At 70.1% G+C, this 24,670-nt stretch carries 25 protein-coding genes; 5 read left to right on the plus strand and 20 right to left on the minus strand.

What is annotated here, in order from left to right; genetic code table 11:
• Window position 1: 1 nt before the first annotated feature.
• Genes nuoK through B7K21_RS05730 form a run of 12 tightly spaced genes read right to left on the minus strand, consistent with a single transcriptional unit; the run spans window position 2 to window position 11,963 of the window.
• Window positions 2–301 (minus strand): NADH-quinone oxidoreductase subunit NuoK, encoded by a 300-nt coding sequence (gene nuoK / locus B7K21_RS05675; protein ID WP_084074218.1) that lies wholly within the window; start codon window positions 299–301, stop codon window positions 2–4.
• Window positions 298–1,083 carry an NADH-quinone oxidoreductase subunit J gene (locus B7K21_RS05680; protein WP_084074219.1) on the minus strand — a complete coding sequence of 262 codons (786 nt, stop codon included), beginning with the start codon at window positions 1,081–1,083 and terminating at the stop codon, window positions 298–300. Before B7K21_RS05680 ends, nuoK begins: the two co-directional genes overlap by 4 nt.
• A 1-nt stretch (window position 1,084) precedes the next feature.
• Complete coding sequence (gene nuoI / locus B7K21_RS05685) at window positions 1,085–1,762, minus strand: NADH-quinone oxidoreductase subunit NuoI (protein WP_084074220.1); 678 nt, start codon at window positions 1,760–1,762, stop codon at window positions 1,085–1,087.
• Entirely contained in the window at window positions 1,755–3,164 is a 1,410-nt protein-coding gene (gene nuoH / locus B7K21_RS05690) for an NADH-quinone oxidoreductase subunit NuoH (RefSeq protein ID WP_234989190.1), read from the minus strand. Before nuoH ends, nuoI begins: the two co-directional genes overlap by 8 nt.
• On the minus strand, window positions 3,164–5,626 hold the full coding sequence (locus B7K21_RS05695) for an NADH-quinone oxidoreductase subunit G (RefSeq protein ID WP_084074221.1): 2,463 nt from the start codon (window positions 5,624–5,626) through the stop codon (window positions 3,164–3,166). The genes nuoH and B7K21_RS05695 overlap by 1 nt, the downstream gene beginning before the upstream one ends.
• Complete coding sequence (gene nuoF / locus B7K21_RS05700; protein WP_084074222.1) at window positions 5,623–6,963, minus strand: NADH-quinone oxidoreductase subunit NuoF; 1,341 nt, start codon at window positions 6,961–6,963, stop codon at window positions 5,623–5,625. The genes B7K21_RS05695 and nuoF overlap by 4 nt, the downstream gene beginning before the upstream one ends.
• Complete coding sequence (nuoE, locus tag B7K21_RS05705; RefSeq protein ID WP_084074223.1) at window positions 6,960–7,622, minus strand: NADH-quinone oxidoreductase subunit NuoE; 663 nt, start codon at window positions 7,620–7,622, stop codon at window positions 6,960–6,962. Before nuoE ends, nuoF begins: the two co-directional genes overlap by 4 nt.
• Entirely contained in the window at window positions 7,619–8,962 is a 1,344-nt protein-coding gene (locus B7K21_RS05710) for an NADH-quinone oxidoreductase subunit D (RefSeq protein ID WP_084074224.1), read from the minus strand. The genes nuoE and B7K21_RS05710 overlap by 4 nt, the downstream gene beginning before the upstream one ends.
• Entirely contained in the window at window positions 8,959–9,675 is a 717-nt protein-coding gene (locus B7K21_RS12740) for an NADH-quinone oxidoreductase subunit C (RefSeq protein WP_084074225.1), read from the minus strand. Before B7K21_RS12740 ends, B7K21_RS05710 begins: the two co-directional genes overlap by 4 nt.
• On the minus strand, window positions 9,672–10,223 hold the full coding sequence (locus B7K21_RS12745; protein ID WP_084074226.1) for an NADH-quinone oxidoreductase subunit B: 552 nt from the start codon (window positions 10,221–10,223) through the stop codon (window positions 9,672–9,674). Before B7K21_RS12745 ends, B7K21_RS12740 begins: the two co-directional genes overlap by 4 nt.
• Window positions 10,224–10,226: 3 nt before the next feature.
• Window positions 10,227–10,586 (minus strand): NADH-quinone oxidoreductase subunit A, encoded by a 360-nt coding sequence (locus tag B7K21_RS05725; protein ID WP_084074227.1) that lies wholly within the window; start codon window positions 10,584–10,586, stop codon window positions 10,227–10,229.
• A 36-nt stretch (window positions 10,587–10,622) separates the two neighbouring features.
• Entirely contained in the window at window positions 10,623–11,963 is a 1,341-nt protein-coding gene (locus B7K21_RS05730; RefSeq protein ID WP_234989191.1) for a geranylgeranyl reductase family protein, read from the minus strand.
• A gap of 78 nt (window positions 11,964–12,041) precedes the next feature.
• On the opposite strand from B7K21_RS05730, the gene B7K21_RS05735 reads away from it, so the two are divergent.
• Window positions 12,042–13,313 (plus strand): isochorismate synthase MenF, encoded by a 1,272-nt coding sequence (locus B7K21_RS05735; protein WP_234989192.1) that lies wholly within the window; start codon window positions 12,042–12,044, stop codon window positions 13,311–13,313.
• On the opposite strand, the gene B7K21_RS05740 is transcribed toward B7K21_RS05735, so the two are convergent.
• Genes B7K21_RS05740 through B7K21_RS05750 form a run of 3 tightly spaced genes read right to left on the minus strand, consistent with a single transcriptional unit; the run spans window position 13,300 to window position 16,996 of the window.
• A complete protein-coding gene (locus B7K21_RS05740) occupies window positions 13,300–14,430 on the minus strand; it encodes a hypothetical protein (protein WP_144016074.1) in 1,131 nt (376 codons plus the stop codon). The two genes, B7K21_RS05735 and B7K21_RS05740, sit on opposite strands and share 14 nt — an antisense overlap.
• A complete protein-coding gene (gene menD / locus B7K21_RS05745; RefSeq protein WP_084074230.1) occupies window positions 14,427–16,112 on the minus strand; it encodes a 2-succinyl-5-enolpyruvyl-6-hydroxy-3-cyclohexene-1-carboxylic-acid synthase in 1,686 nt (561 codons plus the stop codon). The genes B7K21_RS05740 and menD overlap by 4 nt, the downstream gene beginning before the upstream one ends.
• Window positions 16,109–16,996: an o-succinylbenzoate synthase gene (locus B7K21_RS05750; protein ID WP_084074231.1), complete on the minus strand. Its 888-nt coding sequence runs from the start codon at window positions 16,994–16,996 to the stop codon at window positions 16,109–16,111. Before B7K21_RS05750 ends, menD begins: the two co-directional genes overlap by 4 nt.
• Window positions 16,997–17,083: 87 nt before the next feature.
• On the opposite strand from B7K21_RS05750, the gene B7K21_RS05755 reads away from it, so the two are divergent.
• The gene (locus B7K21_RS05755; RefSeq protein ID WP_084074232.1) at window positions 17,084–18,013 is read left to right on the plus strand and encodes a 1,4-dihydroxy-2-naphthoyl-CoA synthase; all 930 of its coding nucleotides are present in this window, start codon (window positions 17,084–17,086) and stop codon (window positions 18,011–18,013) included.
• A 370-nt stretch (window positions 18,014–18,383) separates the two neighbouring features.
• Here the strand turns inward: B7K21_RS05755 and B7K21_RS05765 are convergent, their stop codons facing one another.
• Together B7K21_RS05765 and B7K21_RS05770 are read right to left on the minus strand one after the other, a co-directional pair.
• A complete protein-coding gene (locus tag B7K21_RS05765) occupies window positions 18,384–18,677 on the minus strand; it encodes a hypothetical protein (protein ID WP_084074234.1) in 294 nt (97 codons plus the stop codon).
• A 278-nt stretch (window positions 18,678–18,955) separates the two neighbouring features.
• On the minus strand, window positions 18,956–20,026 hold the full coding sequence (locus B7K21_RS05770) for a DUF3048 domain-containing protein (protein ID WP_084074235.1): 1,071 nt from the start codon (window positions 20,024–20,026) through the stop codon (window positions 18,956–18,958).
• Between the two features lie 34 nt (window positions 20,027–20,060).
• On the opposite strand from B7K21_RS05770, the gene B7K21_RS05775 reads away from it, so the two are divergent.
• Together B7K21_RS05775 and B7K21_RS05780 are read left to right on the plus strand one after the other, a co-directional pair.
• Complete coding sequence (locus tag B7K21_RS05775; RefSeq protein WP_084074236.1) at window positions 20,061–21,125, plus strand: AMP-binding protein; 1,065 nt, start codon at window positions 20,061–20,063, stop codon at window positions 21,123–21,125.
• On the plus strand, window positions 21,122–21,991 hold the full coding sequence (locus B7K21_RS05780; protein ID WP_084074237.1) for a 1,4-dihydroxy-2-naphthoate polyprenyltransferase: 870 nt from the start codon (window positions 21,122–21,124) through the stop codon (window positions 21,989–21,991). The genes B7K21_RS05775 and B7K21_RS05780 overlap by 4 nt, the downstream gene beginning before the upstream one ends.
• On the opposite strand, the gene B7K21_RS05785 is transcribed toward B7K21_RS05780, so the two are convergent.
• Window positions 21,988–22,731, minus strand: a complete 744-nt coding sequence (locus B7K21_RS05785; protein ID WP_159448423.1) for a DUF2202 domain-containing protein — start codon at window positions 22,729–22,731, stop codon at window positions 21,988–21,990. The genes B7K21_RS05780 and B7K21_RS05785 overlap by 4 nt on opposite strands.
• Window positions 22,732–22,822: 91 nt before the next feature.
• The gene (locus tag B7K21_RS05790; protein WP_084074239.1) at window positions 22,823–23,131 is read right to left on the minus strand and encodes a DUF4229 domain-containing protein; all 309 of its coding nucleotides are present in this window, start codon (window positions 23,129–23,131) and stop codon (window positions 22,823–22,825) included.
• 38 nt (window positions 23,132–23,169) lie between these two features.
• On the opposite strand from B7K21_RS05790, the gene B7K21_RS05795 reads away from it, so the two are divergent.
• Complete coding sequence (locus B7K21_RS05795) at window positions 23,170–23,472, plus strand: PLD nuclease N-terminal domain-containing protein (RefSeq protein ID WP_084074240.1); 303 nt, start codon at window positions 23,170–23,172, stop codon at window positions 23,470–23,472.
• Between the two features lie 22 nt (window positions 23,473–23,494).
• Here B7K21_RS05795 and B7K21_RS05800 read toward each other — a convergent pair whose 3' ends face one another.
• Complete coding sequence (locus B7K21_RS05800) at window positions 23,495–24,643, minus strand: glycosyltransferase family 4 protein (RefSeq protein WP_084074241.1); 1,149 nt, start codon at window positions 24,641–24,643, stop codon at window positions 23,495–23,497.
• Window positions 24,644–24,670 lie beyond the last annotated feature (27 nt).

Raw genomic sequence — 24,670 nt, forward strand, 5'->3', positions numbered from 1 at the left:
ATCAACCCTTCAGTTCCGCAGGCTCGTCGAGAGAGATGGTCTGGCGGGCGCGGAACACCGCGATGATGATCGCCAGGCCCACCACCACCTCGGCGGCCGCGACGACCATGACGAAGAACGCCATGACCTGTCCGTCGATGGTGCCGTGGATGCGCGAGAACGCGACGAGCGCCAGGTTCGCGGCGTTGAGCATGAGCTCGACGCCCATGAACGCGACGATGGCGTTGCGGCGCAGCAGGACCGCGGCCGCGCCGATCACGAACAGCACGACGGCGAGGTACACGAACGCCATGGGGCTCATCGCTCGTCCTCCTTGTCGGTGGGCTCGGGCTTGGAGATGCCCGACGCCGGACGCGCCTTCTTCTTGGACGGATCGGTGAGCGCGGCGCGCCACTCGAAGCCCTCGGTGGTCTGGTGGCGCGCCTCGAGCACGCGCGAGACCGACTCGTCGATCGGCTTGCCCTCGGGGTCGAGCGCGGGCACGTCGAGCGCGTTGTGACGCGCGTAGACGCCAGGCATCGGCTTGTTGACCGGGTTGGCGCCGGCGAGGACTCGCTCGCGCTGCAGCTCCTGCTGCGTGCGGCGGGGCCTGAGGCGCGGGGTGTGGGTCATGACGAGCGCGCCCACGGCGGCGGTGATGAGCAGCGCGCCGAGGATCTCGATGACGACCACGTAGTCGGTGAAGAGCAGCATCGCGACGGCGTCGGGCTCTCCGGACACGCCTTCCTCGGCCGGCTCGAACGCCACCTCGGAGATGGCTGCAATGAGCAGGATTGCGAGGCCGGCTGCGCCGACGAAGGCGATCCAGCGCTGGCCCGTGAGCGTCTCCTTGAGCGACTCGCGCTGGTCGACGCCGACCAGCATGAGCACGAACAGGAACAGCATCATGACCGCGCCCGTGTAGACGACGATCTGCACGACGCCCAGGAACGGGGCGCCGAGCGTGACGTACGCGACCGCGAGCCCGATCATCACGCCGATGATCGACACCGCGATGTGCACGGCCTTGCGTGCGAACAGCAGCGATAGCGCGGGGATCACCGTGAGCGCGGCGATCGACCAGAACAGGACGGGGGAGATCACGTCACGCCTCCTTGCCTGCGACCGCGGCGTTCTCGGGAAGCGTGGGGTCCTCGGGGCGGTTCTCGCGCACCCAGTCGACCTGCGCGTCGACGACCTCGGTCACGTCACCGCGGTAGTAGTCGCCGTCGGTGGTGCCCGGGACCATCGGGTGCGGGGCCTGGAGCATACCGTCCTCGAGGGGTGCGAGGAGGTCCTGCTTCTCGTAGATGAGGCCCTCGCGCGTGGGACCGGCGAGCTCGTACTCGTTGGTCATGGTGAGCGCACGGGTGGGGCACGCCTCGATGCACAGTCCGCAGAAGATGCACCGCAGGTAGTTGATCTGGTAGACGCGGCCGTAGCGCTCGCCAGGGCTGTACTGCGCGTCGGGCGTGTTCGAGTCGGCCTCGACGTAGATCGCGTCCGCGGGGCAGGCCCAGGCGCACAGTTCGCAGCCGATGCACTTCTCGAGCCCGTCCGGGTACCGGTTGAGCTGGTGGCGGCCGTGGTAGCGCGGCATCGGCGGAGTCTTCTTGCGCGGGTACTGCTCGGTCACCGTGGGCTTGAAGAAGTTGCGCAGCGTGATGCCGAATCCGGCCACGGGCGCGAGCGGTCCGGGCTTGGGCAGGTTGGACTCGAACCGCTCGGTCGCCTCGGCGTCCTTGGCGCGGTTGACCTCCCAGGTCTCGTCAGCGTCAGTCATCGGCGCCTCCCTCGGTCGAAGTCTTCTGGGCCTCCACAGTGCGGCCGGTGCGCGGCGACGGCGGGAGGGTCTGGTGCGGCAGCGGCGGCACGGGGTAGCCTCCGGCGAACGCGTCGAACGGCTCCGGCTCCGCATCGGGCTCCGGCTCCTCGACCTGCTGCGTCTTGGAGTCCTTGATGAAGCCCCAGAACGCGTAGACCAGGAGGATGGCGACGATCGCGGCGACCGCGTCGAACAGGTTGAGGTCGCGCTCGAACTCGGTCATGAGCTGGCGGCCGACCGCGAAGAACACGAGCCAGCCGAGTCCCACCGGGATGAGCACCTTCCAGCCGAACTTCATGAACTGGTCGTAGCGGAAGCGCAGCAGCGAGCCGCGGACCCACACGAACACGAACATGAGCAGCCAGATCTTGATGATCAGCCATACGGGCGGGAAGATCCCAGTGTTGAGCATCTCCGCGCCCGGCCACGAAGCCGGCCACGGGGCGTGCCAGCCTCCCAGGAACAGCACGGAGGCGACTGCCGAGACGTTGATCATGTTCATGTACTCCGCGAGGAAGTACCACGCGAACTTCATGGACGAGTACTCGGTCATGAAGCCCGCGACCAGCTCGCCCTCGGCCTCGGGGAGGTCGAACGGCAGGCGGTTCGTCTCGCCGATCATGGAGATGACGTACAAGACGAAGGCGGGCAGCAGCGGCCACACCCACCAGCGGTCGGTCTGCGCATCCACGATCGCCGAGGTGCTCATCGAGCCGGAGAGCATGAAGACGGTGACGAGCGACAGGCCCATCGCCAGCTCGTACGAGATGATCTGCGCGGTCGACCGCACGGCGCCCATGAGCGGGTAGACCGACCCCGACGCCCACCCACCGAGCACGATGCCGTACACGCCGATCGCGGCGCACGCGAGGATGAACAGCACCGCCACGGGGAAGTCCGTGAGCTGCAGCGGCGTCGTGAAGTCGGTGAACGGGATGTGCGTCGCGGGCCCGAACGGGATGACCGAGAAGATCAGCAGTGCGGAGAACACGGAGATCATCGGCGCCAGGATGTACAGCGCCTTCTCAGAGGCGCGCACCGTGATGTCCTCCTTGAAGAGGAGCTTCATCGCGTCGGCGACGGACTGGAGCAGACCGAAGGGGCCGCGCATGTTCGGGCCTGGGCGCTGCTGGAGGCGGCCGATCACGCGGCGCTCGAACCACACCGCGAACAGCACGGACGTGAGCAGGAACACCAGCAGAATGACGGCCTTGATGATGCTGACCCACAGCGGGTCGCCCGCCAGGGTGCCGTAGTTGTCGAGGCACGTCTGCTGCGCCTCGGTCACGGCGGCGGCGTCGGTGACGTCGCACCACCGCTGCGCCATCTCGGGGTCGATCTCGGTGAGGAGGCCGAGCATCAGGCACCGCCCTTCACGGCGACGGCCGCGCCGGGCTCGACGCGCAGCTCCTGCGCGATCCAGCAGCCGGGCGACTTGGTGGGCATCCACACCACGTCGTCGACCATGTCGGTGACGACGGCGGGCAGAGTGATCGCGCCACGGCCGGAGCCGGTGACGGTCACGACGTCGGTCACGCCGAGTCGCTCGGCGGTCGCGGCGGAGAGCCGCGCCACAGGCGCGCGGCCGGTGCCGGCGAGGTAGGGCTCGCCGTCCTGCAGCGCGCCCTCGTCCACCAGCAGGTGCCACGAGGCGAGGGTGATCACGCCCGACGCAGGGGCCGGGGCGGCCTTCGCCTTGGGGGCGGCGGGGCGCTGGCTGTCGTCGGCGCCGAGCGCGGCGAGCTCGGCGTTGATCGCCTCGATCGTGCCAACGTTGAGCTCGACCCCCAGCTCGCGGCCGAGGATGTCGATCACGCGGTGGTCGGACAGCGCGTCGGTGGGGATGGCGGTCGCGAACGAGCGCAGGCGACCCTCCCAGTTGACGAACGTGCCGGACTTCTCCGACGGCGGCGCGACGGGCAGCACCACGTCGGCGTGCTCGGCGACCTCGGTGCGGCGCACCTCGAGGCTGATCACGAAGTCGGCGGCGGTGAGGGCGGCGGTCATGTCTGCCGTCACGTCGGACGGGGTGACTCCGCCCACGACGAGCGCACCGATCGCACCCTTCGCGGCGTCGGACACGATCGCGGCGGCGCTGCGGCCCTTGGCCTTGGGGAGGTCCTCGACGTTCCACGCGGCGGCGACGGCCTTGCGAGCCGCGGCCTTGGTGGCGTCACGACCGCCTGGCAGCAGCGTCGGGAGGGCGCCGGCCTCGAGAGCGCCACGCTCACCGGCACGGCGAGGGATCCACACGAGCGAGGCGCCCGTCCTCTCGGCGAGGGCGGCGGCCGCAGTGAGCGCACCCGGCGCTCCCGCGAGACGCTCGCCGACGATGATGACTGAGCCCTCGGCACCGAGCGCCTCGAGGGCGTCGCCGTCGAGTCCGTCGAGCGCCGCAGCCTCCTGGCCGGGCGCGGCGGGCACGAGGGCCGCGTCGAGCTTCGCGGCGCCGCGCGACACGAACGGCGCGGCGGTGAAGACCTGCTGCTTGCCGAGCGACTTGCGCAGGCGCAGGAAGACCACGCCACCCTCATCCTCGGGCTCGAAGCCTGCCATGAGGACCGCCGGAGCCTTCTCGAGGTCGGCGAACGTCACGCCCAGGCCGTGGCCGGCGACGTGCGCACCGAGGAACGCGAGCTCCTCGTCCGAGGCGACGCGCGTACGGGCGTCCACGTCATTGGTCCCGAGCGCGACGCGCGCGAGCTTGGCGTACGCGTACGCGTCCTCGAGCGTGACGCGACCACCGGGAAGCACTGCCGCTCCCTTGGGCTCCTCGCCCGTCGTCGCAGCCTTGAGGCCGGCAGCGGCGGCGGCGATCGCCTCGGGCCACGAGACCTCAACGAGCTCGCCGTCCTTGCGCACCAGGGGGCGCGTGAGGCGGTCGGGCTGGTTCTGCCACGAGAACGCGAAGCGGTCCTTGTCGGTGATCCAGTCCTCGTTGACCACCGGGTCGTTCTGCGCCATGCGGCGCATGATCGAGCCGCGACGGTGGTCGGTGCGGATGGCGGAGCCGGAGCTGTCGTGCTCCGAGATGCCGGGCGTGCTCACCAGGTCGAACGGACGCGAGCGGAAGCGGTACGCCGAAGACGTCAGCGCGCCGACCGGGCAGATCTGCACGGTGTTGCCCGAGTAGTACGAGCTGAATGCGCGACCGGACTCGTCCTCCGCGGCGGGACCCTGCGGGCTGTAGCCGTCGAAGTCGAGCACGTTCTCGTCGAACGTGCCGATCTGCTGCATCGCGCCACGGTTCTGCAGGTCGATGAAGGCGTCGCCCGCGATCTCCTTGGAGAAGCGGGTACAGCGCTGGCACAGCACGCAGCGCTCGCGGTCGAGCAGGATCTCCGAGCTCAGCGCGAGGGGCTTCTCGAAGACGCGCTTGACGTCCACGAAGCGCGACTCGGGGCGGCCGTGGTTCATCGCCTGGTTCTGCAGGGGGCACTCGCCGCCCTTGTCGCACACCGGGCAGTCGAGCGGGTGGTTGATCAGAAGCAGCTCGAGCACGCCCTTCTGCGCGCGGTCGGCCTCCTCGGAGGTGTGCTGCGTGTTGACGACCATGCCCTCGGTGACGGTCATGGTGCACGACGCCTGAGGCTTGGGGAAGGCGCGCAGGTTGCCGTCGGGGCCGGGGCTGGCCACGTCGACCAGGCACTGGCGGCACGCGCCTGCCGGCTTGAGCGCGGGGTGATCGCAGAAGCGGGGGATGTCGATGCCGACCTGCTCCGCGGCGCGGATGATGAGCGTGCCCTTGGGAACGGTCACCTCCGTCCCGTCGATGGTGAGCGTGACGGTCTCGACGGCGGCCTTGTCCGCGGTCGCGGTCATGCGTGCGCCTCCTCGGTGGTCGGCTCGGAGGTGGACGATGCGGCGGTGTAGTCGAACAGCGCCGAGGCGGCGTGGTCGAACGGGCACTTGCCCTCGGTCACGTGCCGCTCGTACTCCTCGCGGAAGAGCTTGACGGAGCTGATGATGGACGACGTCGCACCGTCGCCGAGCGCGCAGAACGAGCGGCCAGCGATGGAGTCGCACGTGTCGAGTAGCTGCTGGATGTCGGCCTCGGTGCCGTTGCCGGCTTCGAGGCGCTTGAGGATCTGGGTGAGCCAGAAGGTGCCCTCACGGCACGGCGTGCACTTGCCGCACGACTCGTGCTTGTAGAACTCCGTCCAGCGGGTGACGGCGCGCACCACGCACGTGGTCTCGTCGAAGATCTGCAGCGCTCGGGTGCCGAGCATCGAGCCCGCGGCTCCCACGGACTCGTAGTCCAGCGGTGTGTCGAGGTGCTCCTCGGTGAAGATCGGCGTGGACGATCCTCCCGGGGTCCAGAACTTCAGAGACTTGCCCCCGCGCATGCCGCCGGCCATCTCGAGCAGCTCGCGCAGCGTGATGCCTAGCGAGGCCTCATACTGGCCCGGCTTCTCCACGTGGCCCGAGAGCGAGAACAGGCCGTGGCCCTTCGAGCGCTCGGTTCCCATGCCCGCGAACCACTCGACGCCGCGCTCGACGATCGCGGGGACCGAAGCGACAGACTCGACATTGTTCACGACGGTGGGTCGCGCGTACAGGCCCGCGACGGCGGGGAACGGCGGCTTCAGGCGCGGCTGGCCGCGGCGGCCCTCGAGCGAGTCGAGGAGCGCGGTCTCCTCGCCGCAGATGTAGGCACCGGCGCCCGCGTGGACGGTGACGTCCAGGTCGAAGCCCGAGCCGTGGATGTTCTTGCCCAGGTCTCCCGCCTCGTACGCCTCACGCACCGCCTGCAGCAGTCGGCGGTACACGTGCACCACCTCGCCACGCACATAGATGAAGGCGTGGTTGCAGCCGATGGCGTACGACGTGATCGCGACGCCCTCCACGAGCACGTGAGGGTTCGCCATCATGAGCGGGATGTCCTTGCACGTGCCCGGCTCGGACTCGTCGGCGTTGACCACGAGGTAGCGCGGCTTGCCGTCGTCCGGGGGCAGGAAGCCCCACTTCATGCCGGTGGGGAAGCCCGCGCCACCGCGACCGCGCAGCCCGGAGTCCTTCACCATCTGCACCAGGTCGGCCTTGTCGATGCCGAGGGCCTTCTTGAGGGCGCCGTAGCCGCCGCCCTTGACGTAGGACGCGTGCTTCCAGGACTGCTCCTGGTCCCAGTTCGCGCTGAGGACGGGTACGAGTTCGGTCACTTCGCGCCTCCCTCGGCCGTCCAGCCCTGATCCTTGGCGACCTTGAGGCCGGCCAGCGTCGGCTCTCCGGCGCCCACGCCCTCGTCGGCACGCCCGTCCTCGAAGCCGGCGAGCACGCGCGACACCTCCTTGAAGGTGGGCACTGCGTCGGGCCCGCGGGAGGGCTTGACGGGCTTGCCGTCGAGGATGTCGTTCACGACGGAGAGCGCCGACTCGGGCGTCATGTTGTCGAAGAACTCCCAGTTGATCATCATGACGGGCGCGAAGTCGCACGCGGCGTTGCACTCGAGGCGCTCAAGCGAGATCTTGCCGTCCGCGGTGGTCTCGTCGTGGCCGACGCCCACGCGCTCGGACACGCGCTTCCAGATCTCGTCGCCGCCCATCACGGCGCACAGCGTGTTGGTGCACACGCCCACCTGGTACTCGCCGTTGGGGCGGCGCTTGTACTGCGTGTAGAACGTGGCGACGGCGCTCACCTCTGCAGAGGTGAGACCCAGCTGGTCGGCGCAGAACGCGATGCCGTCGGGGCTGACGAAGCCGTCGACGGACTGCACGAGGTGCAGCATCGGCAGCAGCGCCGAGCGCGGCACCGGGTAGCGCGAGACGATCTGCTCCGCGTCGGCGGTCAGCTGCGTCAGGGTGGACTCGTCGTAAGTCATCGGTCGACGCCTCCCAGCACCATGTCGATCGTGGCGATGGCGACCACGACGTCGGCCACCTGGCCGCCTTCCGTGAGGATCGACAGCGCCTGAAGGTTGTTGAAGCCCGGGTCGCGGAAGTGCGCGCGCCACGGCTTGGTGCCGCCGTCGCTGACCACGTGGCAGCCGAGCAGACCCTTGGGGTTCTCCACCGCGGCGTAGGCCTGGCCGGCGGGGACCTTGAAGCCCTCGGTCACGAGCTTGAAGTGGTGGATCAGCGCCTCCATGGACTCGCCCATGATGTGAGCGATGTGCTCGGGCGAGTTGCCCTGGCCGTCGGCGCTCAGCACGAGCTGCGCGGGCCAGGCGATCTTCTTGTCGGCGACCATCACGGGCTGGCCCTCGGTCGCCTCGAGGCGATCGGCGCACTGCTCGACGATCTTGAGCGACTCGTAGCACTCCTCGAGGCGCAGGATCACGCGCGAGTACGCGTCGCCGTCGGTGCTGGTGGGCACCTGGAAGTCGTACGTCTCGTAACCCCAGTACGGCTCGGACTTGCGCAGGTCGTACGGGAGGCCCGCCGAGCGCAGGATGGGGCCGGTGATGCCGAGCGCCATGCAGCCTGCGAGGTCAAGCTCCGCGACGCCCTTGAGGCGGCCGATGAAGATGGGGTTCTTGAGCTGGATCTGCGCGAGTTCGTCGAGGCGCTGCTTGACCTTCGGGATCATCTCGCGCACGTACTCGACGAAGCCCTCGGGCGTGTCGACGGCGACGCCGCCGGGGCGGATGTAGGCGTTGTTGGTGCGCAGGCCCGTGAGCATCTCGATGACACGGAAGGTGTCCTCGCGGCCCACGAAGGCCGTCGTCATGACGGTGGTGGCGCCCATCTCGTTGCCGCCGGTGCCGATGGCGACCAGGTGCGAGCCGATGCGGGTGAGCTCCATCATGAGGATGCGCAGGATGTTGGCGCGCTCGGGCACGTCGTCCTCGATGCCGAGCAGCTTCTCGACGCCCATGACGTACACGGCCTCGTTGAACATCGAGGCGACGTAGTCCATGCGGGTCGCGAACGTGACGCCCTGCGTCCACGTCCGGAACTCCATGTTCTTCTCGATGCCGGTGTGCAGGTAGCCGATGCCAGCGCGGGCCTCGGTGACGGTCTCGCCCTCGATCTCGAGCATGACGCGCAGCACGCCGTGCGTGGACGGGTGCTGCGGGCCCATGTTGATGACGACGCGCTGCTGGCCGAGACGCGTGGCCTCGTCGGCGATCTCGCTCCAGTCGCCGCCGTAGGCGGTGAACTCGGGCGCGCCCTCGTCGTCGACGAAGCCCTGGGTGGCGTGCGGGGTCTCGGTGGTCATCGGTACTGCCTCCGCGTGTCGGGCGACGGCACTTCGGCGCCCTTGTACTCGACGGGGATGCCGCCGAGCGGGTAGTCCTTGCGCTGCGGGTGGCCCACCCAGTCGTCGGGCATCTCGATGCGCGCGAGGTACGGGTGGCCGTCGAAGACGATGCCGAAGAAGTCGTACGTCTCGCGCTCGTGCCAGTTGTTCATGGGGTAGATCGGCGTGATCGAGGGGATGTGAGGGTCCTCCTCGGAACACGCGACCTCGACGCGAAGGCGCCGGTTGTGCGTGATCGACTGCATCGGATAGACGGCGTGGAGCTCGCGCCCCTCGTCCGCCGGGTAGTGGACGCCGCTGACGCCGAGGCACATCTCGAAGCGCAGGTCCTGATCGTCGCGCAGATGCTGCGCGACCTCGTACAGGTGCTCGCGCGCGATGTTGAGTGTGAGCTCGCCGCGGTCGACGACGACGGACTCGATCGCGTCGGCCGCCTTGTCGCCCAGCAGCTCCTCGAGCACGTCGACCACGCCGTCGAACCATTCGCCGTACGGGCGCTCGGACGCGCCGGGCATCTCGATGACGCGCTTGAGCCCGCCGTAGCCCGACGTGTCTCCGCCAGGCCCGCCGAACATGCCCTGACGGACGTTGATGAGGGTGCGGCCCTCCGGGCGCACGTGCTCTCCGCCCTGGGCGTCGCCGGCGCCGGACAGGTCCTGGGTCTCGCTCAACGGAGCAGTCCCTTCATGTCGGAGGTGGGGGTCGCCTGCAGCGCGGCGGCCTCGGCCGCGGCGGCGATCTCCTTGCGGTTGCGGCCCATGGGGCGGTCCGCGGCGAGCTCCTGCACCTTGAGCAGCGCGTTGATGAGCATCTCGGGACGCGGCGGGCAGCCGGGAAGGTAGATGTCCACGGGGACCACGTGGTCCACGCCCTGGACGATCGCGTAGTTGTTGAACATGCCGCCCGACGACGCGCACACGCCCATCGCGAGCACCCACTTGGGCTCGGGCATCTGGTCGTAGACCTGACGCACGATGGGCGCCATCTTGTTGGACACGCGCCCGGCGACGATCATGATGTCGGCCTGGCGCGGGGAGCCGCGGAAGACCTCCATGCCGATGCGGGAGATGTCGAACCGGGATGTGCCCGTGCCCATCATCTCGATCGCGCAGCATGCGAGGCCGAACGTCGCGGGCCACATCGATCCGGCGCGGGCCCAGCCGACGAAGTCCTCGACGGTGCCGAGCATGAACGGAGGTGCGCTCTCTTCAATACCCATGGGTCACTCCCAGTCGAATCCGCCGCGGCGCCACTCGTACACGAACGGGATCGTGATGAGGACGAGGAAGGTCATGATCGCGATCAGGCCGAACCAGCCCAGGGCGTCGTGCGTGACGGCCCACGGGTAGAGGAAGACGACCTCGATGTCGAAGATGATGAACGTCATAGCCGTCAGGTAGTACTTGACCGGGATGCGTCCGCCGCCTGCGGCGAGAGGAGTCGGCTGAAGTCCCGACTCGTAACGGTCGAGCTTGGCCGCGTTCTTGCGGTGGGGCCCGAGGAGTCGGCTTGCGGCGAGTCCGGCGACAGCCATGAAGGCGGCTACGCCGATCATCACCAGGATCGGCACGTAGGGGTTCACGCGCGCTCTCCCTCCCTGGTCGCGATATTCATCGTCTCAGGCCGCCGGTGCCACGCGCACCAGAGCCGACAGGAGCTTGTCGGCCCAGTTGCCATTCCGGGGCTCGTAGACATCTGCCAGCAGTCTAGACGTGAACTCCATGATGAGCGGACGGGGTAGTCCGTACTTGGTGCACACGTGCATCACCGTCGGGTGCTCCACCAGCGAGGCGAAGACACGGCCGAGCGAGTAGTAGCCGCCGAGGTCATCCTTCATCATTCGCGAATAGTTCGCGAGCGCGTCCTCCTTGGCTGCGCCCGACGCGGCGGCCCGGTGGGCAACGGCGGCCTCCGTGGCGCGTCGGGCGGCCTGCATCGCGTACGCGATGCCCTCCCCGTTGAACGGGTTGACCATGCCGCCGGAGTCGCCGACGAGCATCATGCCCGGCACGTAGTGGGGCTGGCGGTTGAAGGCCATGGGGATGGCGGCGCCCTTGATGTCGCCCACCTGCTTGCCGAACTCCCAGTCCTTGGCCGAGTGGTCGAGCCAGTCGCGCATGAGCGCACGGTGGTCGAGACCCGAGGGCGTGCCCTTGGCGCTCAGGGTGCCGAGCCCGACGTTGGCGGTGCCGTCGCCGAGCGGGAAGATCCAGCCGTAGCCGGGCAGCAGGTTCGAGTGCCCACGCTCGCCGTCCCAGATCTCGAGGTGCCCCTCCATCCACTCCTCGTCGTGGCGCGGGGTCTCGTAGTAGGTGCGGACCGCGACGCCCATCGGCCGGTTGGCCTTGCGCTCGATGCCGAGCCCTAGGGCCAGGCGTCCGCTGACGCCGTCGGCGGAGATGATCAGCGGGGCGCGGTACTCGACGGGCTCGCCGATCTTGCGGCCCTTCTCGTCGGTCTCGCGGGCGACGACGCCCACGACGCGCGCCTCGCCCCCTGGTCGCACCGCGGCGGCGCGCTCGGCGTATGCCTTGTCGGCGACGAACTCGCCGAGGCTGTCCCGCACGATGACGGCGTCCACGTGCCATCCCTCGCGCACGTCGGCGCCAGCGGCGCGCGCGTGCTCAGCGAGACGGTGGTCGAACTGCGCGCGCGGGAGGCTCAGGCCGTACTGGGGGAACGATTCCAGGTCGTGCCACGGGAACTCGAGGCGGTGGCCCCCTCCGATCATGCGCAGGCCGTGGTTGGGGATCCATCCCTCGTCGCGCGGGGTCTCCAGCCCGATCAGCTGCAACTCCTTGACCGCGCGCGGGGTGAGCCCGTCGCCGCAGACCTTCTCGCGCGGGAAACGGGACTTCTCGAGCGCGATGACGTCGAAACCCTCAGCGGCGAGGTAGCGAGCTGCGGCGGCGCCGCCTGGTCCGGCGCCGACGACGATGACATCGGCCTCGTTCTTCACCCGCACAAGCCTAGTTGTGCCACGAGGGTGATCTGTCACCCGCGTCGGACGGGCTTCAGCCGGTCCTAGGCTGGAGGGGTGACGCTTCAGCTCCCCCCTTCACCGACGCTCGCGGCGCGCACGGTCGCCGTGGACGCTCCCGACGACCTGCTTGCGTGCCTGCCCGACGCGGGCCTGGCCTGGTTGCGCCGCGGCGAGGGCATGGTGGCGTGGGGCGAGGTCACGCGTTTCGAAGCGCGCGGATCATCCCGGATCGACGACGCAGGTGCGTGGTGGAGGCGCCTCACCCGGCACGCGATCGTGCGGGACGACGTCCGGATCCCCGGCACGGGCCTGATCGCGTTCGGCTCGTTCTCGTTCGCCGACGGGTCAACCGCGGGCGGCTCGCTTGTGGTGCCCCGATTCGTGCTCGGCCGACGCGGCACGACGGCCTTCCTCACAGAGATCTCGACCGACGGAGCGCACGAACGCGAGCCCGACCTCGCCTCCGCACTCTCCGGCGCAGCGCCCGCCTCCCCATTGCCAGCGCTGACCGCCCAGCAGGGTGACAAGGACGCGTGGGAGACCGCCGTCACCTCCGCCGTCGCGCGCATTCGTGCCGGAGAGGTGGACAAGGTGGTGCTCGCCCGCGCGGAGACCGCCGTCGCCGACGCACCGATCGATACTCGCTCGGTGCTCCCGACCCTCGCGCGTGAGTACGACTCGTGCTGGACGTTCCACGTCGACGGCCTCATGGGGGCCACCCCGGAACTCCTGGCACGACTCGACCACGGACTCGTCACCTCACGCGTGCTCGCCGGAACGATCCGGCGCACCGGGGACGAGTCCGCGGATCTCGCCCACGCCGCCACGCTCGCCCACTCCTCGAAGGACCGCGAGGAGCATGGCTACGCGGTGCGCTCGGTCACCCAGGTGCTCGCGGCGCACTGCGCATCCGTGAACGTGCCAGACGAGCCGTTCGTGCTGCATCTGCCCAACGTGATGCACCTCGCGACCGATGTGACAGGCTCCCTCGACCACGCAGCCTCGTCGCTCGAACTGGTGCGTGAACTGCACCCGAGCGCGGCAGTATGCGGCACGCCCACACTCGCGGCCGCGCGCGTGATCGACGAGCTCGAAGGCCTGGACCGTGCGCGCTACGCCGGGCCGGTCGGCTGGATCGACGCCGCCGGCGACGGCGAGTGGTGCATCGGACTGCGCTCCGCCGAGATCGACGCAGAGGATCCACGCCGCGTGCGGATGTTCGCAGGCTGCGGCATCGTCGCTGCGTCCGAACCCGAGTCGGAGTGGGCCGAGTCCGAGGCGAAGCTCGAGCCCATGCGCCGCGCGCTGGGCCTCACGGCAGGCTGAGCACGGGCGCCACGACGTCGAGGTAACCGCCCGAGCCTGCGGCGGTCTCGCGCGTGTAGTTCTCTACCCCTGCGGCCGACAGAAGCGTCAGCGTGGGCGAGGCGCCGTCGTCGCTCGGCATGAGCAGGGCGAGCGCGTCACCGGTCCACACCGCTTCAGTCGCGCCCATCACGCTCTCCGGCAGACTCCACACCGGGTTGCCCGCGACCGTCGCGACCTCGCCCGCCACGAGCGCGCGGGTTGCCGAGACGGCCAGTGCCACCTCGCCGGCGGCGGGTCGCGTCGACGCCTCCGCATACGCACCGGTGGTCGCCTCGAGCGCCCAGAGCCGGGTCTCCTCGCCTCCGAGGCAGGTCACGATCGCCTGGCGCCCCGGGGCCCACGCCGACGGCAGGCAGCCGCCGCTCGCCGCGGGCGGCTGGAGCGTCTCCGTCGTCGTCACGCCATCGACGAGCGTGCCGAGCCACATGCCGGAGTCCCCTCCGGCGAGCAGCTCTGTGCCGTCCGGCGACGCGACGAGCGCGGTGATGCCGGGGACCTTCATGCGCTCGGTGACAGCGCCGTCGGCGAGTGCGACCTCGTCGACGGTCGCACCGGTCGCCGCATGCGACACGATGTACACCGCGCCGCCCTCGGGGTCGGCGACGGCCGTGGGCGACTCCCACGAGCCGAGCGGCGTGCGCTCTCCGTCAACGAGGTCCACGAGGTCCACCGCGTCGCCCTCAGCGATCACCGCGCGCCCATCGGGAAGCCACGCGAGAAGGTCGGTGTCCTGCGTGAGCCGCACCCCGTCGTACGCGGCCCCCGCAGGGTCGATCACGCGCAGCGCGATCGCGCCGGTCGCCGCGATCCGCTCGGTCACGAGCAGCCAGCCCTCGTCCACAGCGGCGAGCACATCCTCCGTGAGGACGCCGCCCTCGGTCGGGTCGGCGCTTGGCGTGGGCGACGCGCTGGGCGAGGTGGGGTCGATCGAAGGGAACCAGGCCGAGTCGTCCTCGGAGGACCCGATGATGTACGGCATCGTCCACGCCACGATGAGCGACAGGAACACGGTCGCGAGCACGAGGGTCCACAAGAACCAGAAGCGCGACGAGTGCAACGGGCGCGGTCGGCTCACAGCACGGCCTCGACCATCTGAAGGCCCACCGGGGGCGTCGCGAGGACCCCGGCCAGCGCGTCGGGCGTGTCCACCCGGGTGTGAGCCCACCCGTAAGCCGCCGCGAGCGAGGCAAGCAAGGCGCCGTGGGGCGTGGTGAACACGCGCTCCACCGCATCGGGGTCGGCGCCCGCGTGCTCGAGCGAGCCGAAGATCGTGCCACCCCCGTCATTGACGACGGTGAGGCGCAGGTCCGGGCGCCGCTCGCGCGGGCCGACGAGCAGCCCGCCCGCGTCGTGCAGGAGCGTCACGTCACCCATGAGAGCGTGCGCGGGGGCGCCAGCGGCGAGCGCGACGCCCACCGCGGTCGAGACGGTCCCGTCGATGCCGGCGAGTCCACGATTGGCGATGAGTACGGGCGCCTGATCGGGCATCCACGCGGGAGCCATGCGGTCCACGGCGCGAATGGGGCCGGACGAACCGACGACGGCAAGGTCCCCCGGGCCGAGAGCGTCGAGCCACGTGCGGGCGATGAGGTCGGCGCCCCACTGCTCAGCGTGGGGCGGTGCGGCGGCGAGCCACCAGTCGAGCCACTCCGGCGTGACGTCCTCAGGCTTGCCCTCGCGTCGCAGCCACGTCTGAGGCACGCACGCCACGGTCGTGTCCGCGTGGGCCGGCGCCTCGCGCCACCGGGCCCCATGCCCCGCGACGTGCAGCTCGGGCGCCTTGGCAATCAGCTCCTGGATCTCCCGCGTGAGCGTGGGGCGCCCGATCACGACGACCACCGTCGCCTCCTTCGCGAGCGCGCGGCCGCGGTCCGAGCGCAACAGCTCGAGGTAGCCGGGGACGCAGTTCGGGCCCGTGCGGGCGCCGCTCGTGGGCTCGGCGAGCAGCGGCCACTCGTGGACCTCCGCCACGCGCCGTGCGGCGTCGCCGGCACCATCGCCCGCGATGACCAGCCCGCGCCTGCGCAGCGGCAAAGGCGGTGGGTCGCCACGGAAAGCGTCGCGCAGCCCCCAACCCCGACGCTCCGGCGCGGGCTCGGTGCGCGTCACCCGCGGCCACGGGCCGCCGTCCTCCTGCAGCGGCGCACGGAACGCGAGGTTCAGATGCACCGGACCGGGGAGCTCGTCCGCGCAGGCGGGCGACGCGGTCGCACCGCCCATCGAAGCGCGGACCGCCTCGCCGATCTCGCGCGTCGCGCGGCCCGTGCGCTCGCCACGCGCCGGCGGCGCCACGTCCTCCATGAGGCGCACGAAGTCGCCCATCGCCCCGGCCTGATCGGTCGTCTGGTTCGCGCCCACGCCCCGCAGCTCGGACGGCCGGTCGGCGGTCAGCAGCAGCAGCGGCACGCCCTCGTGGCTCGCCTCCATCACTGCAGGCAGCAGGTTCCCGACGGCGGTGCCCGACGTGGTCACGACGGCCACGGGCCGCGGCTCGCCCTTCGCAGCCGCGCCGCGAGCAATACCGAGCGCAAGGAAGGCCGCCGCACGCTCGTCGATGCGCACGTGCAGGTCGATCTCGGGGACTCCCTCGGGACGGTGCGGCGAGCCGGCGGCAGCAAGGGCGTGCGCGAGCGGGCCCGAACGCGAGCCCGGGCACAGCACCACCTCACGCACTCCGTGCGCGGCCAGCGCAGCGACTACCTCGCGCGCGAAGGCAGCAGAGGGGAACGTGCGCGGCGGGTCCGCCTGCTCGCTCATACGACCACCTCCAGAGGGCGCATCGTCATCGCGCCCTCCTCGGCAACGAGCGGGACCGCCACCGTGTCCCGCGCGAGCAGTGCGCTGGTGCCCAGGCCGCACGCGTACCGGAGCTCAGGGAGCGCAAGAGCGAGCGCCAGGCCCGCGGCGAGCCCCACCGAGGACTCCATCGCGCTCGAGACCACGATCGGCACGTCGTAGCGGTCGGCGACGTCCAGGCACGCGCGCACGCCGCCCATCGGCGCGGCCTTGAGGACAAGGATGTCAGCCGCTCCGATGCGCATGACCTCGTCGGCGTCGCCAGGAATCCGCACTGACTCGTCGGCGGCGACCAGCACGTCGGTCTGCTTTCTCACCGCTGCGAGCTCGGCGGCCGTGCGGCACGGCTGCTCCACGTACTCGAGTCCCGCTCCCCCGCCTGCACGCGCGGCGGCGTCGAGCTCCTTCAGCGCCTTGACCGCCGTCTCCACGTCCCAGGCGCCGTTCGCGTCAATCCTGACCCGCCCATCGGGCCCGAGCGCGCGCGCCACGGCCTCGACGCGTCGGACGTCCTCCTTGAGAGTGCCCGCACCGGCGACCTTGACCTTGGCCGTCGTGCAGCCGCCCGCGAGCGCGAGCTGCGCCGCACGACCCGAGGGGACCTCGGGGACGATGCTGTTGACCGGGACGCTGTCGCGCACGGGGTCCGGCCACAGTCCGCGCGCCGCCTCCATCGCGGCCTCCCACCAGCGGTTGGCGCGCTCCGGCGTGTAGTCGGGGAACGGCGAAAACTCGCCCCACGCGTCGGCGCCGTCCGGGCCGGTCCCGCGGATCAGGACGCCCGAGCGCTCCGTCACGCCGCGGAAGCGCGTGTGAAGCGGGACGCTGAACGGGCGGAACTCCATGCCGCCAGCCTAGGCGTGCGACGCACCTGGTGAGCGCCGGGTCCGGGCTGAGGGACGCGTCGGGCATGCGACGGATACCCTGGCCGCATGAGCGACATCCCGGCGCAGGTATCCGACCTCATGGACCCTCACCAGTGGCGCGCGATCGAGGGCTTCCCCGACAGCGACGTGACCTACCACCGCTGGGTGGCGCGCGACGGGGACAGCGAGCGGGACCTGCCTGCGGTGCGCATCGGCTTCAACCGGCCCGAGGTGCGCAACGCGTTCCGCCCGCAGACCGTCGACGAGCTGTACCGCGCGCTCGACCACGCGCGCATGACCGCCGATGTCGGCACGATCATCCTCACCGGCAACGGGCCCGCGGCGGACGGCGTGCACGCGTTCTGCTCCGGGGGCGACCAGCGCATCCGCGGCCGCGACGGCTACCTCTACGAGGGGACGGCCGCCGATGCTCCTACTCACGGGGGTCGCCTGCACATCCTTGAGGTGCAGCGCCTCATGCGCACCTCCCCCAAGGTGATCGTCGCCGCGGTCAACGGCTGGGCGGCCGGGGGCGGACACTCGCTGAATGTAGTGGCCGACCTCTCGATCGCGAGCCGCGAGCACGCACGCTTCAAGCAAACCGACGCCAATGTCGGGTCGTTCGACGCGGGCTACGGGTCCGCGCTGCTCGCACGCCAGGTGGGCGACAAGCGTGCGCGCGAGATCTTCTTCCTCGCACGCGAGTACTCAGCGTCCGATGCCGAGAAGTGGGGCGTGGTCAACGAGGCCGTCCCCCATGCCGAGCTCGAGGCTCGTTCGCTCGAGTATGCGCGCATCATCGCCACCAAGTCACCCCAAGCGATCCGCATGCTCAAGTTCGCCTTCAATCTCGCGGACGACGGACTCGCAGGCCAGCAGGTCTTCGCCGGCGAGGCGACCCGCATGGCCTACATGACGGACGAGGCGCAGGAGGGACGCGACGCGTTCCTGGAGCGCCGCGACCCCGACTGGACAGGGTTCCCGTACGCGTTCTGACGCGAGACACCCGTCCCTTCCTACGAGACTTTGCAAGCCGTCACGCGGCTCACGCAGTCCGCGCCGATCCGCTTTCTGTGCGCCGCGGATTCAGACTAACTTCAGGAGTTCTGCCGCCTACGCCTGGCGCTCAAGAGCAGCACCACGAGCACTGCAACGCCCAAGCAAGTCACAGGTATGCCCGCGAAGAAGACAACTGTCTCGAGCGCGGACATCGGCTCGGGCGAACCACCCGCGTCTGCAGTCTCGAAGTCGCGACCCCACTGGATCCACACCGCGAGCCATACCCCAAGGACAGTAACCGTCACGAGGGCGACGGCGACGGCAACCCTTCGCATCACTGTAGGAGACATCTTTGATCACTCCTTCGTCATCGAATCCCCCGGTGGTTGCTCTGGCTCGGCGGGCAGAGCCGGAGGACACGAGATACCCGGTCGCTCATGTGCATTTCTTCGGCGAGCGCCACCGCGCTCTCGCGGAAAGCGGAGGTGATGGGCCAGGGCTCCTCGGCTAGCCAATCCGCAAGCATCTCGGGTGCCACGCCATTCTCGCCGGCATTGAGGAGCTCAGAGAACAGTGACCGCTCCCGGTCATTGAGCAGCGTGTCGACTTGGCGCTCGAGGTCCCAGAGGCGCGTCTCAATCTCGGGAAACGACAACGTCATGCGGCTGAGCGTGCCACCTCTCGTGCTCACCAACAATCTCCCGTCCGGCGACCGGCTCGTGGACAGTGCACTCGCGGCCTGCTGCCGTCCGAATCGCGACCAGGCCGGTCTGCCAAGCCCGCCTGCCTCCACCCGGTCGCAGCTCCCACACGCGGATCGGATTGCAGACGGCGTGTCGCACATCTGAGAGGTGACGACACGCCCGGTGCGGTGCAAGTCGCGTGTGGGAGCCGCGGTGAGCGCCTCCTGCGAGAGGGGCGAGCGGTGAGGAACCCGAGTCAGTTGATCGTGACTGACCCGGAGTTCGGAATCAACTCGACCCAGGTGTTGCCCGCCATGAGCGACACCTCTTTGCCGTCGGCGGTCTTGTAGATGATCTTGTCGGTCACGCTGGAGCCCTTGGACCACGTGATGTCCACGGCTTTGGACCCAGAGATGAGTGTCCCGGATCCAGACCGTCCAGCGAGCATCGTCTCGGGAACGGACGCCCCGCCGCCGGAGCGGTTGTACGTGATGTCCACACGCATGATGACGATGTTCGTCGCGTAGAGCTGCGTGCCATCCATGGTGACGTGCGGGGCATCCCACTCGGTGCGCAGCCACGTCCCGGAGTTCGCGTCCCAGTTCCAGCCGGGGTGCGCCCAGCCGGACATGATGATGGCCACGGAGCTGACGTCGCGGCCCTGGACCTGCGCGGTGGCGCCGGCATCCGGGTAGGCGAACGCCCACTGCGCGGGCGGCGTGGTGGTGTCGCCTGACTGCTCGAGCAGGTCTTCTGGGTAGGCGTGCAGATTGTGCGGGGCGGAGCGTCCGCTCTTGCGGTAGAACCCGTAGTCGCCCAGGTCCTGAGAGATCTGGAAGATCCCGGCGGAACGGTTCTGGCTGATGAAGCCGGGTTGCGCGCCGGAGAACACGAGCGGACCCAGGTAGGAGCCCATGATGTTCTTGTCCATCGGCCGCATGGACCGCACCGGCCCCACGGACTCGGGGAAGTTCGAGTGGTAGACGGCCACGAGCCGCGAGATGCCCGCCTCGACGTACTCCTCGTAGACCACGTCGGCGTATTGCAGGTTCTCCTGCGGCCGCGCGTCCTCCGAGTTCTCGATCTTGATCGCGAGCGCGGGCTGGGCCAATGCCTCCTCGGATGCGCCCGACGCGTCGAGCCCGGTGAGCGGCCAGGCCACCTCGGGCGTGGGGTCGGCGGGCGCGGAGGGCCCGGCGGCTCGCTGCGCACCCGGCGAGTAGGACAGCATCACGGAGGGGTCCTGCGTCGACGACGGCGCACAGGCGGCGAGCCCGAGCATCACGACGGCCGCGAGCGCGGCGCGGACGCTGGGACGTCTGATCACAGCGCCAGTGTAGGTGCGCCCTAGGCTGGAACCGATGAAGCACCTGCGCCTGTCGGAAGGTCCGGAGGAGGCGATCGCGGCGGTTCTGCGCGGCGACGCCCCTGGAATCGCCGCGCCCACGTCGGGCTCAACGGGCGCCCCGCGACTGGTGCTGGTGGGAGCGGACGCGATCCGAGCGTCGGCCGTGGCCACGCGCGACAGGCTCGGCGGACCGGCGTCGTGGCTGCTCGCCGTCCCCGCGGACAGGATCGCCGGCGCGATGGTGATCGCACGCGCCGCGCTCGACGAGGCTCCGCTCGCCCGCATGCCCGATGGCCCGTTCACCCCGCAGGGCTTCGCCGAGACGGTGGCCTCGATGCCGGATGGCCCGCGCCGGGTATCGCTCGTGCCGACGCAGCTGGGAAGACTGCTCGATCATCCCGCCGGGGCCGACGCCCTCACGACCTTCGACGCGGTGCTTGTCGGTGGCGCGGCGCTGAGGCGCCACGACGTGCCCGCGAACGTGGTCACGACGTACGGGATGACGGAAACCTCAGGCGGCTGCCTGTACGACGGCACCCCGCTGGATGGCGTCGACGTGGACATCGACGACGACGGCCGCGTACTGCTCACAGGCCCGATGCTCGCCGACGGCTACGCGTCCCCGACCGGCGAGCCCATGCCCGACGCGGGCGCCTGGCCTGTCATCGACGGTCACCGGTGGCATCGCACGGGCGATCTCGGTGCGTGGGAGGACGGCCGGCTCACCCTCCTGGGCCGTGCGGACGACGTGATCAACAGCGGCGGCGTGAAGGTGCATCCGGACGGCGTCGAGCGGGCACTGCTGACGCTGCCTGAGGTGGCGGCGTGCGTGGTCGTGGGCATCCCCGACGCTGAGTGGGGCGAGGCCGTCGGCGCGGTGATTGAGCCACATCCCGGCGCCGAGGCACCGACGACGTTCGAGGTACGGACCGCACTGCGGGGGCACCTGCCGCGCGAGGCGCTGCCGCAGATCGTCCTCGCGGTGGAGTCCGTCCCGCGGCTTCCCAGTGAGAAGATCGACCGCATGACCGCGCGTCGGCTGCTCGCCGACGCCGACCGATCCCCGGGAGACGCATGACAGCCATGTCCGACTGGGTCGCTGGAGCGCGACCCCGCACCTTGTGGACCTCCGTGACGCCGGTCGCCGTCGGCACGGCAGCCGCGATCGCCGTCGACGGCTTCCGTCTGCTCATCGCGCTGCTCGCGCTGGGCGTCGCGATGGCACTGCAGATCGCCTCGAACTACGCCAACGACTACTCGGACGGCGTGCGCGGCACGGACATGGATCGCGTGGGCCCCGACCGCCTGGTCGCCACCGGCAAAGCCACCCCCACGGCCGTGAAGCGCGCGGCCTTCCTCTTCTTCGGCATCGGCGCCCTGCTGGGACTGTGGCTCGTCGTGGTGGCCGGGCAGTGGTGGTGGCTCATCGTGGGCGCGCTGGCGATCATCGCCGCGTGGACGTACACCGGCTCGTCGCGGCCCTACGGCTACGACGGCTGGGGTGAGGTCTCCGTCTTCGTCTTCTTCGGGCTCGTGGCGGTGCTCGGCACGATGGTGGCGCAGGCCGCGCAGATCACGTGGTGGGCCGTGGTGGCCGCCGCGGGCGTGGGCTTCAGCTCTGTCGCGATGCTCATGATCAACAACATCCGCGACCTCGACACCGATGCACTGACCCGCAAGCGCACCCTTGCGGTGCGCTTGGGGCCAGTCCGTGCGCGCAGGGCGTTCTTGGGCGTCATGATGGCGCCCGTGCTGTGCGCGATCATCGTCGCCTTCGCGCACCCGTGGGCACTGCTGGCCACGCTCACCGCACTGCCGTCGCTGCTCATCGGCCTATCAGTGAGGGGCCCGCTCGAGGGCCGGGCGCTCGCGCCCATCTTCGCGGCCACGAGCGCCGTGGGCCTCGCCTACGGCATCCTGCTCGCGGTGGGCATCGCGATCTAGGAGCCGTCGACGATCGCTGCGAGCTGCGCGTCGGTGAGCACCTGGGTCTCGTAGTCCACGCCCCGGGCGTCGAGCACCTTCACGAACGCGACGAGGTGGTGGGTGCTGCCGGTCTCGAGGCGGTAGTAGAGTGCGTCGATCGACGCCTCGCCAGTGTCAGCCGCACTCAGATCGGCAATGTCGGTCTCCTCGACGATCCCGCCCACCGTGAGGGCCGCCTCCTCAGACTTGAGTCCCTGTGCCAGCAGCGAGTCGTACAGCTGCTGGAGGTCGTCGTCGGCGAACTCGCCCACCTCCAAGCCCAGCGTCGGGTCCTCCAGTCCGTAGGCCTCGAGTAGCGCCCTCACCGCATCGGCGTGGCGTACCTCTGCGAGCGCGATGCGGTCGAGTATCCGCAGATCGTGCGTCTCGCCGAGCGTGACGTAGAGGTCATGCGCGAGCTTCTCCTCCTGCACCATGTACGCGAGGCTCGCCGCATCGGCGTCGCTGAGTTCGCCGTCCGCGAGATCGAGCACCGCGCTTCCGTCGCGGTCCCGCATCATCGAGCCATCGCATTCGCCGTCACGGTCCCTGTCGCGGCCCGCATCGTGGAGACGATCCATCGTCCTGTCGCCGCTGCCGTCGCCCGCGCCGAAGCCGTGGCCGCCAGCACCCGGCGCCGCGAGCGCAGCGCCCGCGCCGATCGTGACAAGGCCGATCGCGCCTGCGACTGCCGCCGCGGTCATCCGTGTGGTCCTCATGATGTCCTCCTTCATCGGATCTGTACGACCCCAGGACATCAGCGCCAGATTGAGGGCACCGGTGCGCGGCGATGAAGATTTGAGGAAGGAGTCAGCGAGCCTCGGTGCCGGCGTCGTCGGGCCCGACACCAGCGTCGGGCGTCTCCCCTGCCGAGCCGTAGGCCTCGGCGTCCTCCTCGGCGTCGAGAGTGCGCAGCCCCTTCTCGGAGCGGTGCACCCAGCCGTCCATCTGCTGGTTCGCGGCGGACCGCATGCCGGGCAGCGCGATGTAGCCGATCGCCCAGGCGATGACGACGGCCGCGACGAGCATCACGATGTCCAGCCAGCCCAGCGCCCACAGGACGGCGACAACGGCCAGGAAGATCGCGGTGCGCGCGGCCCAATAGGCGAGCACCTTCATGGCAACCAAACTACCCGTGCGGCAATACAGTGGACGCCATGCCTCGGTTCCTCGCGATCGCCGCCTACGTGCTCCTCGTGGTCTACGCCCTCGCAGATGTGACGCAGACGCCGTCGAAGCGTCCGTTCGGGGTGCCAAAGTGGGTGTGGGTCGTCGCGATCCTGGTCTTCCCGTACCTGGGCGCGATCGCGTGGATCGTCGTCAAGTGGGTGAGCGGCTCGGAGGGCGACGAAGGCCCGACGCCGGGGCCGGGTGCTCCCGACGACGACCCGGAGTATCTGCGCTGGCTTCGCGACCAGGAGGCGCGCCGTCGCCAGCGTCGCGACGGCGAGACGCCGTAGCGCGCGGCCGGACCGCGGGGGTTCAGGCGACCCCGTAGAGCTCCATGATCGATGCCAGCACCACGGGCACGTCGAACTCGCGGACGCGACGCTGCTGGGCCTCGTGGATGCGGGTGCGCTCGGCGGGGTCCGCCAGCAAGGTGGTGAGCGTCTGCGCGAACGCTGCGGTGTCCTTGGGATCGACCAGCACCGCGTCGTCCTGCAGCACGTACCGGTAGCCAGGGTTGTCGCCGCCGATCACGACGCCCGCGCCAGCGGCCATCGCCTCAGCCACGACGATGCCGAAGCTCTCGCCGCTCATCGCCGGGAACACCGCAAGGTCGGCGTCATGCAGGAACTGCGCCTTGTCGCTCTCCGGCAGGTAGCCCTCGAGCGAGATGACGCCGCGCAGGAACTTGGAGGCGATGAGGCGTCGCGCCTTGTCCAGCAGCGGTCCACGGCCCGCCATGCGCACGCGGATGTATGGATGCACCTCGCGAGGCAGCGCGTCGATCGCCTCGATGAACTCGAGCACACCCTTGCGCGGCACGAAGCGCCCCAGGAACGACAGCGTGAGCGGGCGCTGCTCGTCGGGGAGACGGTCCAGACGCGCCTGCGCGCGGAAACCATCGACCGGGATCGGATGGGGCGTGACGGTGCACTCGATCTTGAAGGCCTTGCGCGCGAAGTCCGCGGCAGGCTCGGACAACGCGGAGAACGCGTCGAAGCGCTTGAGGTTGCCGCGAAGCGCCGCTCCGAGCGCTCGGGTGGACGCGGCGCTGAAACCGCCGTCAGGCAGGATCACGAACGTGCCGACGATGCGCACGCTGTCGCCCAGCACACGTCGCGCCTCGCGTACGACTCGGCCGGCGAACGCGGGCGAGTGCGGCGTCTGGACGTGGATCACGTCCGGCCGGAACTCCTCCAGCCATGCGCGGATGCGCGCCTTGTCGGCGGGCAGCGGCGTGCGCAGGCGGTTGCCGTTGAACGAGACGCCCATGTTGCGCGCGAGCGGCACGACGGGCAGACCACCTGCGGCCGCGGGGTCGCCGTCCTCACCGTCGGAGCCCGCAGAGCAGACCACCACGACCTCGTGTCCGGCCGACACCAGGGTGTGCCCCAGGCTCGTCACGAACTGCTGTACGCCGTCGGGCCGGTCCATGCTGTCGTCGAGCAGGAGCGCGATCCTCATGGGGAGCAAGCCTAACGGCGCGCGGCG

The sequence above is a fragment of the Demequina sp. NBRC 110052 genome (assembly GCF_002090075.1).
GTDB lineage: Bacteria > Actinomycetota > Actinomycetes > Actinomycetales > Demequinaceae > Demequina.

Excerpts from the sequence above, each read along its gene's own strand:
- B7K21_RS05710 (WP_084074224.1), bottom strand. The coding sequence starts at position 8,962 with ATGACCACCGAGACCCCGCACGCCACCCAGGGCTTCGTCGACGACGAG.
- nuoK (WP_084074218.1), bottom strand. The coding sequence starts at position 301 with ATGAGCCCCATGGCGTTCGTGTACCTCGCCGTCGTGCTGTTCGTGATC.
- menD (WP_084074230.1), bottom strand. The coding sequence starts at position 16,112 with ATGAGCGAGCAGGCGGACCCGCCGCGCACGTTCCCCTCTGCTGCCTTC.
- B7K21_RS05765 (WP_084074234.1), bottom strand. The coding sequence starts at position 18,677 with ATGACGTTGTCGTTTCCCGAGATTGAGACGCGCCTCTGGGACCTCGAG.
- nuoH (WP_234989190.1), bottom strand. The coding sequence starts at position 3,164 with ATGCTCGGCCTCCTCACCGAGATCGACCCCGAGATGGCGCAGCGGTGG.
- B7K21_RS05695 (WP_084074221.1), bottom strand. The coding sequence starts at position 5,626 with ATGACCGCGACCGCGGACAAGGCCGCCGTCGAGACCGTCACGCTCACC.
- B7K21_RS05755 (WP_084074232.1), top strand. The coding sequence starts at position 17,084 with ATGAGCGACATCCCGGCGCAGGTATCCGACCTCATGGACCCTCACCAG.
- B7K21_RS05775 (WP_084074236.1), top strand. The coding sequence starts at position 20,061 with ATGAAGCACCTGCGCCTGTCGGAAGGTCCGGAGGAGGCGATCGCGGCG.
- B7K21_RS12745 (WP_084074226.1), bottom strand. The coding sequence starts at position 10,223 with ATGGGTATTGAAGAGAGCGCACCTCCGTTCATGCTCGGCACCGTCGAG.
- B7K21_RS05750 (WP_084074231.1), bottom strand. The coding sequence starts at position 16,996 with ATGGAGTTCCGCCCGTTCAGCGTCCCGCTTCACACGCGCTTCCGCGGC.
- B7K21_RS05790 (WP_084074239.1), bottom strand. The coding sequence starts at position 23,131 with ATGAAGGTGCTCGCCTATTGGGCCGCGCGCACCGCGATCTTCCTGGCC.
- B7K21_RS05785 (WP_159448423.1), bottom strand. The coding sequence starts at position 22,731 with ATGAGGACCACACGGATGACCGCGGCGGCAGTCGCAGGCGCGATCGGC.
- nuoE (WP_084074223.1), bottom strand. The coding sequence starts at position 7,622 with ATGACTTACGACGAGTCCACCCTGACGCAGCTGACCGCCGACGCGGAG.
- nuoI (WP_084074220.1), bottom strand. The coding sequence starts at position 1,762 with ATGACTGACGCTGACGAGACCTGGGAGGTCAACCGCGCCAAGGACGCC.
- B7K21_RS05800 (WP_084074241.1), bottom strand. The coding sequence starts at position 24,643 with ATGAGGATCGCGCTCCTGCTCGACGACAGCATGGACCGGCCCGACGGC.
- B7K21_RS05795 (WP_084074240.1), top strand. The coding sequence starts at position 23,170 with ATGCCTCGGTTCCTCGCGATCGCCGCCTACGTGCTCCTCGTGGTCTAC.
- B7K21_RS05780 (WP_084074237.1), top strand. The coding sequence starts at position 21,122 with ATGACAGCCATGTCCGACTGGGTCGCTGGAGCGCGACCCCGCACCTTG.